Annotated in this window: 11 protein-coding genes; 8 read left to right on the top strand and 3 right to left on the bottom strand. The window is 44.6% G+C overall.

Annotated features, from left to right (window positions below; translation table 11 throughout):
* The first annotated feature begins 95 nt into the window (after nucleotides 1–95).
* The 8 genes from norR to ACFOEE_RS10065 all read left to right on the top strand — a co-directional run bounded on the left by norR (nucleotide 96) and on the right by ACFOEE_RS10065 (nucleotide 8,493).
* A complete protein-coding gene (gene norR / locus ACFOEE_RS10100; RefSeq protein WP_377123791.1) occupies nucleotides 96–1,652 on the top strand; it encodes a nitric oxide reductase transcriptional regulator NorR in 1,557 nt (518 codons plus the stop codon).
* A gap of 230 nt (nucleotides 1,653–1,882) precedes the next feature.
* A complete protein-coding gene (gene bfr / locus ACFOEE_RS10095; protein ID WP_377123789.1) occupies nucleotides 1,883–2,353 on the top strand; it encodes a bacterioferritin in 471 nt (156 codons plus the stop codon).
* A 3-nt stretch (nucleotides 2,354–2,356) separates the two neighbouring features.
* Nucleotides 2,357–2,842 (top strand): bacterioferritin, encoded by a 486-nt coding sequence (gene bfr, locus ACFOEE_RS10090; RefSeq protein WP_377123787.1) that lies wholly within the window; start codon nucleotides 2,357–2,359, stop codon nucleotides 2,840–2,842.
* A gap of 334 nt (nucleotides 2,843–3,176) precedes the next feature.
* Entirely contained in the window at nucleotides 3,177–4,802 is a 1,626-nt protein-coding gene (locus tag ACFOEE_RS10085; RefSeq protein WP_377123785.1) for a methyl-accepting chemotaxis protein, read from the top strand.
* 158 nt (nucleotides 4,803–4,960) lie between these two features.
* Nucleotides 4,961–5,269, top strand: a complete 309-nt coding sequence (locus tag ACFOEE_RS10080) for a hypothetical protein (RefSeq protein WP_377123783.1) — start codon at nucleotides 4,961–4,963, stop codon at nucleotides 5,267–5,269.
* 96 nt (nucleotides 5,270–5,365) lie between these two features.
* Nucleotides 5,366–7,528 carry an exonuclease domain-containing protein gene (locus ACFOEE_RS10075; protein WP_377123781.1) on the top strand — a complete coding sequence of 721 codons (2,163 nt, stop codon included), beginning with the start codon at nucleotides 5,366–5,368 and terminating at the stop codon, nucleotides 7,526–7,528.
* Entirely contained in the window at nucleotides 7,521–8,054 is a 534-nt protein-coding gene (locus tag ACFOEE_RS10070) for an isochorismatase family protein (RefSeq protein WP_377123779.1), read from the top strand. Before ACFOEE_RS10075 ends, ACFOEE_RS10070 begins: the two co-directional genes overlap by 8 nt.
* A gap of 49 nt (nucleotides 8,055–8,103) precedes the next feature.
* On the top strand, nucleotides 8,104–8,493 hold the full coding sequence (locus ACFOEE_RS10065; RefSeq protein ID WP_377123777.1) for a DUF1294 domain-containing protein: 390 nt from the start codon (nucleotides 8,104–8,106) through the stop codon (nucleotides 8,491–8,493).
* Nucleotides 8,494–8,798: 305 nt separating this feature from the next.
* Here the strand turns inward: ACFOEE_RS10065 and ACFOEE_RS10060 are convergent, their stop codons facing one another.
* The 3 genes from ACFOEE_RS10060 to ACFOEE_RS10050 all read right to left on the bottom strand — a co-directional run bounded on the left by ACFOEE_RS10060 (nucleotide 8,799) and on the right by ACFOEE_RS10050 (nucleotide 12,882).
* Nucleotides 8,799–9,701 carry an ABC transporter ATP-binding protein gene (locus ACFOEE_RS10060; protein ID WP_377123775.1) on the bottom strand — a complete coding sequence of 301 codons (903 nt, stop codon included), beginning with the start codon at nucleotides 9,699–9,701 and terminating at the stop codon, nucleotides 8,799–8,801.
* Nucleotides 9,702–9,703: 2 nt separating this feature from the next.
* Nucleotides 9,704–10,528: an ABC transporter permease subunit gene (locus ACFOEE_RS10055; RefSeq protein WP_377123773.1), complete on the bottom strand. Its 825-nt coding sequence runs from the start codon at nucleotides 10,526–10,528 to the stop codon at nucleotides 9,704–9,706.
* A gap of 239 nt (nucleotides 10,529–10,767) precedes the next feature.
* Nucleotides 10,768–12,882 (bottom strand): cation:dicarboxylate symporter family transporter, encoded by a 2,115-nt coding sequence (locus tag ACFOEE_RS10050; protein WP_377123825.1) that lies wholly within the window; start codon nucleotides 12,880–12,882, stop codon nucleotides 10,768–10,770.
* Between the last annotated feature and the right edge of the window lie 125 nt (nucleotides 12,883–13,007).

The raw sequence follows: 13,007 nt of genomic DNA, 5'->3' as shown, positions 1-13,007 counted from the left end.
TTTAAAACAGTATATTAAGATTTTTGCCTTGCTTGAGAGTGTTAAAATGACATACATTGATATGAGTCTTAATTTAATATTGGTGTCAAATTGACATGGAGCAAAGGCAACTTTCTCAACTCTTGGCGTTAAGTGTTGAGTTACAACGCAGTATCGCAGCTATGATAGAGCCAGATAGCGCAACGTTTGCAAAAGAAGTACTCCGAGCTGTGCAGGTGATTATTCCTGCGGATGCGACTGCCTTGTTGCTACTGCAAGGAGAAAGTTTAACGCCTATCGCTGTGCATGGTTTGGTACCGGAAAGTTTAGGCAGACGCTTTTTGTTGGATGCCCATCCTCGCCTAAAAGAAATTGCCAATAGTAACACTACGGTACGTTTTGCCCCGGATTGTGCATTACCTGACCCCTATGATGGGTTGTTGATAGCCAGTCACGGTGATATTCCGGTCCATGCGTGTATGGGCATGCCGCTTGGGGGAAAAGAGCAAACTTTAGCACTCCTCACCTTTGATAGTTTAACGCCAGATGCTTTTAACGCGCATTCAAGCGCGTTACTAACTATGCTGCAAACTATCGTGACGACTGCGTTTAACACCGTGCTGCAACTTCAACGTTTGCACGACTTGGCGCGCCATAATCGTGCGGTAGTGAGTGAGCTGAGCCATGTGGAAGTGGACATGATAGGTGAGCATCCCTCAATGCAAAAGCTCAAGCAGGAGATGCAGCTGGTGGCGGGTTCAGATCTCAGTGTGTTGATTTTTGGAGAAACAGGCACTGGCAAAGAGTTAGTGGCACGTCATATTCACCAACAGTCAGGGCGTCGCGACAAGCCTTATGTGCAATTAAACTGCGCGTCTTTGCCCGAAGGTGTGGCAGAAAGTGAGCTGTTTGGTCATCGGAAGGGCGCATTTACGGGCGCTGATCGGCATCGCGAAGGGAAGTTTTTGCTAGCCGATGGCGGCACTTTATTTTTAGACGAAATCGGCGAATTGCCACTTAACTTACAGAGCAAGTTATTGCGAGCACTGCAAAGTGGTGAAATTCAACCCGTTGGCGCCGACTCTACTAGCCTTGTTGATGTAAGGATCATTGCGGCAAGCAATCGTGATTTGCGCGAAGAAGTAGCCGTAGGGCGTTTTCGTGCTGACTTGTACCATCGCTTGAGCGTTTATCCGATAAATGTGCCCGCACTGCGTGCAAGGCAAAGCGATATCGCCTTACTCAGTGGCTATTTCGTTGAGCAATTGCGCAAAAAGCTGCACTTACAACAATTGGTGCTGAGCCAAACTTTTCTGCAAAGCCTGCAAAACTACGATTGGCCGGGCAATGTAAGAGAGCTAGAGCATGTTATTAGCCGTGCGGCGCTAAAAGCAAAGCACGCATTATGGCCAAAGCAAATCATAAAAATATCGCCTGAGCACAGTGAACTTGGCGCTGCATTGCCTCCCAGAGTGAAGGCGGCTGAAATATTGGCAGAGGGCGGGCAATCGTTAAAAGCAGCGACAGATCATTTTCAAACTGAGCTGATCAAACGCACACTAACGTGGTACCACTATAATTGGGCTGCAGCGGCGCGTGCGCTGCAAGTCGATCGTGGTAACTTAGTTCGGCTTGCAAAACGTTTGCAAATAGAAGTTAAAAAATCACTATAATACAGTGAGTTAAATTTTGATTTTGTTTTAAAAGGCAGCGAGTTTGGCAAAATGAGATGCTTTTAGTAAAAAGACCAAAATTGCTAATCGGAATCACTCGCAATATTGTTATAAGTTATTTATTTTAAAAGAATATATCTAGAAAATATTGAGTCCAAAATCATCTTGCGAAGACAAAAATATCAACTAGGGTTAAACAGCGCCGTTTTTTATTTAACCTAGGGGGAATGATGCAAGGGAACAAGCAAATAATCGTCGAGCTTAACCGAATTTTGACGCTCGAACTGACCTCAATTAACCAATATTTTTTGCACGCACGCATGTACAATAACTGGGGGTTTGAAGAGCTCAACGAAAAGGCCTACAAAAAGTCGATTAAAGACATGAAACAAGCCGATGACCTAATCGAGCGGATTTTGTTTTTAGAAGGCCTACCAAACCTGCAACACCTTGAAAAGCTGCGAATTGGTGAACACACTGAAGAAATGCTGAGCTGTGATTTGGCGTTTCAACAAGACCAGTTGCCTGCGTTACGCCAAGCCATTGCGCTTTGCGAGCAACAGCAAGATTACATTAGCCGCAGTTTGCTTTCTGATATTCTCAATTACGAAGAGGAATATGTGGATTGGCTGGAAACTCAGCAAGGGCTGATCCAAAACATAGGTATTCAGAATTACCTGCAAGCGCAAATGGAGGACTAAGCAATGAAAGGCAATACCACCATCATCGACTTGCTGAATAAGCAATTGACGCTAGAGCTCAGCTCTATGGATCAATATCTAGCCCATAGCAAAATGTATGAAAATTTTGGCCTTGGTGAGTTACATCACAAGCTCGCCCATGAGTATGATGAAGAGTTAGACCACGCCAAGCACTTAATTGAACGCATTCTGTTTTTAGAAGGTAAGCCCGACACCGCAAGTCGAGCGGCTATTAAAGTTGGCACTAACGCTGAAGAAATGCTGAGTAACGACCTCGCCGCTGAGCTGAGTGTGGCTGCACATCTAAAAAAAGTGATTGCAGTGTGCGAAACCGAAAAAGACTATGTTACTCGCGATATGCTAATGACTTTGCTAGATGATACTGAGACCGATCATATTTATTGGCTTGAGCAACACCTAAATCTTATTAAACTGATTGGCTTACCGAATTACTTGCAAAGCCAAATGAGACAGCGAGCTGGAAGTTAATTTTGAGCGCGTGCTGACCTCAAAACGAAATTTTCGAGTATTACAGCCCGATAAACTAGGTCGGGCTACACCTTTTCAAGTCCACTTTCAAACAACGTAAGTAGATTTTATAATTTCAAAAAAAGCAAAAATGGCGTGTAAACATGCACACTCCGAGACAAGTGCTTGAGAAACCTTTATTGGGTTCAATTTTATTTATATTTATCATGCTGTTGCTAAATAAGGTATGAGCTGGGACAAAGTGAGTTTTTTTGAGTAAATCAGTACAAATAAATCGACATACGCTAAATTGACTTCTACGATAATAGCAATAATAGTCTCAAGTTGTAACAATATGCTCAATTCTTTCTCTGTTAAAAGTCGTTTACTCGCGCTTGCTGTAATACCTATTGCAGCTTTGGTTTTAGCCACAGTGATGTCGCTTAATATTATGGGAACGCTGATCACAGGGATTGATAGTTTACACGACGACCGCGTTATACCTTTGCAACAAATTAAAGCTGTTTCAGACGGTTATGCGGTCACTGTGGTGGATAGTTTGCATAAATACCGTGCCGAGCAAATGTCAGAAAATGCCCTGTTGGATACCGTTGACAAAGCCATGGCCAACGCTAAAAAAGCGTGGCAGGCATACAAAAGCACCAAGTTGACCGCAAGAGAAGCAAAATTGGTCACCGACAGTGAGCGTTTTATGGCAACGGCGGATCGCGAAATTGCGCTCTTTATGACGGGAGTGAGAGAGGGCAAAGTGAAAGATCAGGCGGCGGCGGAGTTTGTGCCAAAGTTGTATGGTTTTATGGACCCGCTTTCAAGCAGTTTGGAAGCCCTGATCAAGCTGCAACTTGATGAGTCAAAAATCTTTCGTGAACATGCCGACGAGCAATTTATCACTATTCGAACCACACTAATCACGATTAGTGTGACGGTAGTGATAATTTTGGCTGTGGGTGCCTTTCTTATTTACAAATCGATTAACTCTCCGCTGCGGGAATTACGCGCGGTGGTCTCGTATATTGCCACACAAGCAGATTTGCGTAAGCGCCCACTTGTGGTAGGTGATGATGAAATTGCGCATACTGCTAGGAGTGTGAATGAGATGCTGGATTCGTTCAGCGCTATCCTCAAAGAAGTCAATACAGCAACCTTAACGCTGGGCTCGGCTGCAGAAGAGATGCAGACCATATCTAATCAGGTGGCTGGAACCGCAGACAGTCAGCAGCAACAAACCGAAATGTTGGCAACGGCAGTCACTGAAATGAGTGCGGCAATTCAGGAAGTCGCGGGTAACGCGGAAAATACCGCAGGACATGCACAGGAATCCGATGTTACAGCAAGAGCGGGGCTTGAAAAAATTCTCGCCAATATTGACTCTATCGAACGCCTAAATACGGTTATTGACGAAAGTACCAAAGTGATCAATCGCTTAAGCGATCAAGCCAATGAGATAAACTCTGTGGTGCAAATGATCCAAAGCGTTGCGGAGCAAACCAATCTATTGGCGCTCAATGCGGCCATTGAAGCCGCAAGGGCCGGTGATTCTGGTCGTGGTTTTGCGGTGGTTGCGGATGAAGTGCGGCAATTGGCGCACAATACCCAAAAAGCAACTGAGCAAATCAGCGATATGATCTCACGCTTGCAGCAAGCTTCACAAACAGCAGTGAGTAGTATGCAGCACGCCCAGCAATGTGCAGGCACCAGTGTGTCACATTCTCAAGAGTCATTAGCGGCGATTGAAGAGATCTCTCGCTCTATTACCACCATTGCAGATATGAACATTCAGGTGTCGGCAGCCACCGAAGAACAGACTACGGTGGCGGCGGATATTTCACAGAATATTAATGAATTCAATGACAGTATTAAAACTGTGACGGAAAGCTCAAAGCAAAATGCTATAGCCAGTCAGGAGCTCGCGCATTTAGCACAGGAACTGCAAGCACGCGTGGCGCGGTTTAAACTCTAACCGTGGTTCCTTAATTTGTGATTGGCAAAGTACTTAGGGTAACCACAGTACATAGACATATTTCAGCAAATGGCTTAGTTCATACCAAGAATAAGTCATTTGCTTTATGCGCTGTTTAGGTTAGGCTTGCCGCTCTTTTTGTCGCAAATGAGAACAAGATGGCATCGGTCAGTTTCAGATTTCTACAACTCAATAAGTTGCAGCTGCTTACCCTTAAAAGAGATATTCCTGAGCTTGTGGCCACGGAACTTGAAGCGCCTCATCACTATTGTGTTTCTGTGCCGTTAGAAGCACATCATATTGATACCATAAATATGTTTTTTGTGCGCCAACAACTGATACTAGAGCAAGTCGATATTTTGGTCTGCTTAGATACTTCAGATTGCGGGACCGAGTACAGTGCACCGCGCTTGCTAAACCAGATGCTCAAACATCTCGATTGTACCTTACGTTTTACCTGTGCTTAGTCGTAGCGCATGCAGGTCATTTTTATTTACTTGGTGTAAAGTTTACCAACAGGCTAAATGCAGTTTATACTGTTTAAAAAAACAGTATCCAACGTTATGGCTCCAGTCATTCTGCCTGAAAAATATTACCTGCAACACTTTCGTGAAATGCAGTGTTACATCACTCAAACGAGTTTGCATTTACTAGATAGCGAACAGCGCAGACATTTCGATGCACTAGACACGCTGACTGAAGACGCGCTATGTTTGTTGCTCCGTTTACTCGGCCGTAAACATGTGGTATTTGCTTGCGACTCTTTGCATTATCAAGAAATTAGCGATATCAGTGCAGCACTTGATTTATTGCAACAGCAACAATGGATACGCCCGCTCTCGCATGATGATGTCACCTTACTGCTCGCGGCGCTGAATAAAGCAGAGCTGCAGCAGCTTGTTACGGAATTCGCGCTGGCTGGGCCTGCCAAATCAGCGAAAAAGCCAATCTGGCAAGACTATATTGCTGAGCACCTGCCACATCAACAGCTACTTGCCTCGCCGCTTGCTCGTAACCATATCGTGGTGAATTCTCAGCGCCATTTTGACTATTGGCAATACCTTTATTTTGGTAACAGTCATGGTCAGCTCAATCAGTTTTCACTGCGTGATATGGGAATTTTGGCAACCCGTAAACATACTCCTGCTGAGCCAAGCGCACACTTTGAAGATATTGCTGAAGCTCAGTTCGGTTTTAAGCTGATGGAGTGGCAACAAGCGTGCAAAGCACTCGCCGATGAGGCGCTAAGTAATTTGGCTGCCACTGTGCTGGCAGAGCAGCCGTTGCTACCTCTGGATAGTGACGCGCTTAAAGAACGTTATCATCATTTGCTATTCCGCCTGTACAGCAAACTCTTGGAATCAGATGCAGAGCAAGCACACAAATGTTTACTTGCTAGTGAGCATCCTAAAGCGCTGGAAAAGCAGGTGCGGTTGCTTTTTCAGCAAGGAAATATCGAGGCTTGTCAGTCATTATTGGACGAAATTTTAACGGCGCCGCCCAGCGAAGAGTTGCTGCTATTTGCCGAAGATTTTTCACAGCGCAAATTTACCCGCAAACGTACCAGTATCTTAACCGATATATTGCGCGCTAGTTCGCAGCCACTGGCAATTGACGAAGCTTATGTTCAGCATGTAGAAGCTGGGGTGTGTGAGCGCTACCAACGGCAAGGGAAAATCGCATTCCATGTTGAGAACCAGCTATGGTTGACCTTATTTGGCCTAGTATTTTGGCCCGAGCTCTACCTCCATAAGCATTCAGGTGTGCACAATGCCTTTCAACGTTTACCAAATGTACTCAAGCGTGGCCGCTTTTACCAACAACTCGGTGATGAAATAACAATTCGGCTCAACGCCTTGTACGATAGTCGCCAGCTGATTTTGCACCTTCAACATATTGCGACGGAGCACTATGGTGAGCCGAATGGGTTATTTACGTGGCACCCTGGCATGCTTGAACCGTTATTGCTGTTTATTAACCACAGCGACTTAGCGTCTGTTAAGGCGCATTTATTGGCCATGTGCAAGGACTTCAAAGCACTCAAAGATGGTTATCCAGACTTACTTATCGTTGATGACGGCAAAGTGCGCTTTGAAGAGATAAAGGCGCCGGGTGATATGTTAAGGCGTAATCAACTGGTTTCTATAACCGCGTTGCAAAAGGCGGGTTTCGCGGTTGCAGTACAAACCACTCGGTGGCATATCGACCCAGAACAACCTTATCTTGTCGTCGACCTCGAAACCACTGGTGGTAATGCGCAAAATGACCGTATTACGGAAGTCGCAATCGTGACTTTAGTTGCAGGAAAGATAGTTGATAGCTGGTCAACGTTAGTTAACCCTGAGCGCCATATTCCACGTTTTATCACTGAGCTGACAGGGATCAGTGACGAAATGGTGAGAACGGCACCGACTTTTGCTGAGGTAATGGATACGATTGAGGGTAAACTTGCCGCGGGCATTTTTGTCGCCCACAACGTTAACTTTGATTATGGCTTTTTAAAGCACAGTTTTGCGCGCTTTTCGCGGCCATTCCAACGTCCTAAACTCTGCACTGTGCAACTTGCACGCAAACATTTACCCGGCCATTCATCGTATTCACTTGGCAAATTATGCCAAGCGTTGGATATTGAACTTATTGACCACCACCGCGCTTTGGCTGATGCCACGGCAACCGCGCACTTGATGCAATTGATCAATGAAAAAAGGATGTCACCACATGATTAATATCACCCGACATAACAGTGTGTTGCTTATCGTCGATATGCAAGCCAAATTAGCACCAGCGATCAGTGAATTTACTGCTGCGGCTGAGGTGTTGAGTAAAACTCAGCACATTGCCAAGTTGATGCAAATACCTTGTGTGCTGACGGAACAAAACCCTGCTGGACTTGGCACTTCCATTAGCATGTTACAAACGACGCTAAGGGTCGAAAAACATACCTTTGCAACGCCCGTTGCTGAGTTGCAACAAGTACTCGGCGCCGCATTCGAACGCAATACCTTTGTGCTCGGTGGGGTGGAAAGTCATGTTTGTGTGCTACAAACTGCTGAGGCTTTATTGCAAGCCGGTAAACAAGTGGTGCTGCTAGCTGATGGCGTTGCCTCAAGAAAACCGGAAAATGTCAATTGGGCTTTGCAGCATTTACGGCAGTTAGGTGCAGCGGTATTGCCTTACGAAAGTGTGGTGTTTAAGTGGTTAGAAAGCTGCCAGGATGCGCACTTCAAAGCCGCATTACAACAGATTAAGTAGTAATTGAAAGATGCCGTTTGGTATAAGACAGCAGTAAAAGAGAATTAAATTGGCAATAGCACATTCAACAGAGCGTTTTTGGTTGGTCAAAATGGTTAAAGGGCTGCAAGGCGTTGCGGCCTTGTGGGTTTGGGGTATTGGCCTATATTTTAACACCTATCTTAATCAGTACATTGTGTTGTTACTGCTCTTGATGACTGTGTTGACGCTCTTGTTATTTTGGTTTGATAAACGTCGAGCCTCACAGCCTAATGCCAATCGCATTAGCGAGCGTACACTGTTGTTATGGGGTGCATTGAGCCTAAATATTGGTATTTATATTGGCCGCGCGTGGTTTAAACATAAAACCGTATCACTGGGGTTTAACCTCAAGTTATTACTGTCGCAGCTGTTACTGGCGGGCGTTGCAGGGTTGTTGCTCTATTACAAGCAAATTTAGTGCTGTATTCAGAGCTTAGGTGAGCGATAAACTGCCGCTAGAGGAAGGATCAAGACGTACAACAACTAAGCATGTTTGGCGTCAGCGATTGTCGTTGAGCTAGTACAGTTGAGCGAATATGGCAATTAACCAAGTACACAACACGTTTCGCACCGCTCTGATGATACTGTCTGCGGTTAAGGCATTTATTTTGTATGGGTTATCAGTATTCACGCTCAATCGCGTGGTGCATTTTTCTTTGCACTCACGCGATTTTTTGGTGGTGATTTAGCCGCGAAGGCGCGATATCTCCAAGTCAATTCGTGTTAATCATACTTGTTGCTAAACAATTGATTTTCTAAGGTCATGCCATTCGTTAATTGATGATAAGGTAGGTTGTGCTGATACAAAAACATCAATAGCGCGACATCAAATTGCTGGTGTGAGCTGCCAATTTCAATGGTGTATTCCCTGTCTTGAGTTTGTGTCACCTGACAGGTAGGAAATGCCAGTTGTAATAGTGACTCAAAATTAACAGCGCGTTGTTTTAATCTGAGGGTGTAGTGTTGTCTGTCTGCTGCGTTGCCTTTGGTGTCGTATAAGCTCAGGACGCCTTGGTCTAAATAATAGACTCGCTGACATAAGCGCTCTAACTCACTTAAATCGTGTGAGCTGAGAATAAATGTGATGTCATCGCTTAGACTTGCCACCAACTCACGGATCTCTTTGGCATGTTTTGGATCTAAGCCTGCCGTCGCTTCATCTAACAACACAAGCTGTGGATCACCAATCAATGCTTGCGCAATACAGGCTCGTTTGCGCATCCCGTGAGATAAGTGCTGTGGATATTCTTTGCTAACGTCTTGTAAGTTAACCAATTCAAGCACACGCATGGCTTCAAGTCGTGCAGCTTGTGCCGTGAGGCCTTGTAACTGACCATAAAAACTAAATTGCTTAAACAATGAAAAACTTGGGTCTAACTGAGCGTCTTGTGGCAAAGCAGCTAAATTCTTCAATCGCTTAGCCGTGCTGGCTTTATCATTACCAAAATGCAGACTGCCACTGTCTGCAGACAAATATCCGCACAAAATACTGAACAAGGTAGTTTTGCCAGCGCCATTTGGTCCAACTAAAGCGATGGGGGAGCCCGCTTCAATGTCAAAACTCACGTCTTTGAGTACATGCTTTGCACCAAAGTGCTTATTAAGCCGCGTTGCTTGAATTAACATTATTACACCTCCTTGCGATTGAAAATGAAGCTCGCTACGGTCAAATAGAATAGCGATTGCACAACTGGCACAGCATAGATCATCCATCTTACTTCAAGGGCTGCGGCGGACTTTATATTGACATCAGGCAGTAAGTACTCGATATAAGCAAAAGGCTGGCCGAAATAATAAACCAACACACCAGATGCGACCGACACCAAGATATAGAACAAAAAGAAGTGAATCGTAGCTTGTTTAGACGATTTTAAATAACTGTTGAACAAGGTCATAATGGCGACAAAGGGCAGCAAAAATATCATTAACTGCAAGAACAGATATCCTGCTAGTTTAAGTGCTTCAAACCAAAGGCTAATATCGCGCAGTAAAGTGATAGCAATCACGGTAATTAACGTCACGCCAATAAACACGCTTAACACACACAGCTGTCCGACGAAGCGACCTAACATGATTTCATTGCGGCTGGCCCGTAATGTGAGAAAACGTATGGTGCCGCGAGCTATATCTGAACAAAGTTGGTCACTTGAAACAAAAATAGCTAACACTGGCATAGTGACGATGGTAATTGGCCAAAAAATTGAAAACTCAGCGACACTCAATGTCAGAACTTTTTGCATTCCCACAAAGCCGAAAGCTATTTCAACAAACTCTTTTAATTGTTCGTTGCTTAGCACCTCGATGGCATTAGCCACAAATTTGTAGCTAAAGAATGCCCATACTATCGAATAGGTAATAAGCGCAGTGATGCCGCGGCGACTGTTAAAAAATCGAGCGCATTCGAACAAGGCAAAAAGTTTTACGCGCTGTCCTTTAACTAGCATGGAGTCCATAAGTCTTCCTGATGATTTTTTGTAACATGGACTATAGCGATAAACATTGGTAATAAGCCACAAAAGCCCTGGAAGTATTTGTAAGTGGATGTGAATTCCAACTTGAGGTGGTTAAACGTACACTACATTGTGCTTCGCAGTGCTGATCTATCGTTTAACTCCAAGCCTTTGATTCTGTACAAAGGCGTTAAAATCCATAACCTTGGTATAGAGTCAAAGGCTTTAGCGTGCCTTGGTTATTACCAAGCTATTTCATCAAGGAGCGCCCAACGCTTAAGTTTGGTTGTGCTATTTTGTCCTAAAATCCAGTAGTTATAATTTTGGCTGATATAGCCATTGGCTTTTTGGATTTCTAACCACGCATTAATAAAGTGCAGCATATCTTGATTGTGCTTGGCTACGGCAAAACCGATAGGGTATTTCAACTCAGCGCCTTTTGGCACTACCACACCAAATTCGGGATAAAACATGCTCCACGCAAAACCGGCTTCTGCACTTACCACTAATGCATCGTAGCGCTCTGGTTGCTTGAAATACTGTTTGATATTGCTAATCGCCACAGGTTTTACATTGGGGTAATTGGAGTGGATTTTACTCAAGAGCGTGCCATATTCGACATGCGCTAACTTCAACGTGGGCGCATTCAATACTGTTTGCTTCGTGGCAAAACGTTTTAAATCATGGTCTTTTGCCACGATCGCCAATTGCAGCTCCATTACAGCTTGGGTAAAGCGCACTTTACTGAGGTCTTTAACGTTTATCTCCAATCCCGACATGGCGATATCAAAGTAGCCTTTATTGAGGTATTCCGCTAACTGGCTTTTACGAAAAGGGATAAATTCGACTTTGATGCCTAAATCGGCGGCTAAGCGGTGCGCCATACTAATATCAAAACCAACCAACTCATCATTTTGATTAAAGTAACTAAAGGGCACATTATCAACCAGATAACCAACTCGTAATAAGCCGCGTTTTTGCAGGATATCAATATTGGTTAACGCCAACTCGCCACTTTGGTAAGACTGAGGGACATATTTCAGGACTTCGGCTGGTACTTTGTCGGCAACCACCATATTGGCAATCACTTCATCGGCACTATGGGCATTTTGCGCCACTAACTGATTGGCGGTAAAACTTGCCAGCATACAGGCGGGTAAAAGTGCACTAAGTAAGGTCAGATAATAAAACGTGCGCACACGTTTAAAGTGGAGTTGCTTGCGCACATAAAAAATGGTCATCAGCACGAAAGCAAAGATATACACCACGGTAGTGGGGGAGACGACTTTAGCGCTTAACACCGACATCGACAAATACAACTGATAGCTATCTGCGGGAATTTTAAGCGTATCGAGCAAGTACGGGATAGCGATATGGACGTTAGCAAAATAGCTCAGCATAGCGCTTAAGGTAATGTTTGGGATTTGTTCCAAACTGATGGGATTGCCTGTCAGCCAAGCGGCAAAGGTGACAAACAACAAAGTAGTCAGCTTACCTAAACTTGGAAAAGTGTAAGCAATTGGCACCAAAACCTCGGCAATATGATCCGAAGTGTCATCACTTTGCTTTATTTTGCGTAAATGCGCTTTTATTCCCTCGGTGATAATGGGCAGCACGATAAACACATTGCCAGTACTAAAGGCGGTGATCCACGCGTTTCGCATTACCCAAATAAAATCGCGATATTTTACTGGGGTAACGGCGGCAACTAACATAGGTAACAGCACCAACATCATATAGACCCCAAGGTAAATCACCATCACCCAGTATACTTGCAGGTTGGCCAATTGCTCGTTGCTGATGGTGCCAGCTGTGCTCGCGGTCATAGCAAAAATACCAATCGGAAAGAGGGCTATGATTTTCTTTGACATCACAGTCAAGCCTTGGCCGACGACATCTAATACATCCAACAGAGTATTTTTACTTTTATTGGAGATAAGCGACATCCCCAACGCAATGCAGAAAATCACCAGCGCAGGTACGTTGCCTTCAGCCATGGAGGCAAATGGATTGGCGGGAATATATTGGCTGATAAAGTCGATTTTGGGGGCTTCAGCAATCAGTGCCGGTGAGAAGAATGTCCCAGCGTCGTGCTGTGGCAAGGTCAAAGTAAAACACCAAATCGCGACTAGACCGAGTATCCACAGCAGCAACATCATTAAAGCAGCTTTGCCAAGCACACTTTTGACTTGCTCAGGGTTGAATTTGCCCAAACCAACGATAAGGCTCACCACAATATATGGAAAAATGGTGATCTGCATGAGCTTTACAAAGCCATTACCTATGGGCTGCAAAAACGCAACTCGTTCACCCAGTAACAGCCCTGCCGCAATGCCCAAGATAAGCGACCACAGCATCCAATTGATGTTTTTAAAATACGACCAAAAATTCATGACCAAGTGCTAACAAGAAAAAGGCTGGCAATATACAGATTGTAGCTGAAGACGCAATGAATAAGGAGCTACTCAAGCCGCAAGAGCCT

It is taken from the genome of Pseudoalteromonas fenneropenaei (genome assembly GCF_042643375.1).
In the GTDB taxonomy this organism is placed as follows: Bacteria; Pseudomonadota; Gammaproteobacteria; order Enterobacterales; family Alteromonadaceae; genus Pseudoalteromonas; species Pseudoalteromonas fenneropenaei.
Note: the sequence above shows the minus strand (reverse complement) of the source record. Positions and strands in the feature narration are given on the sequence as shown.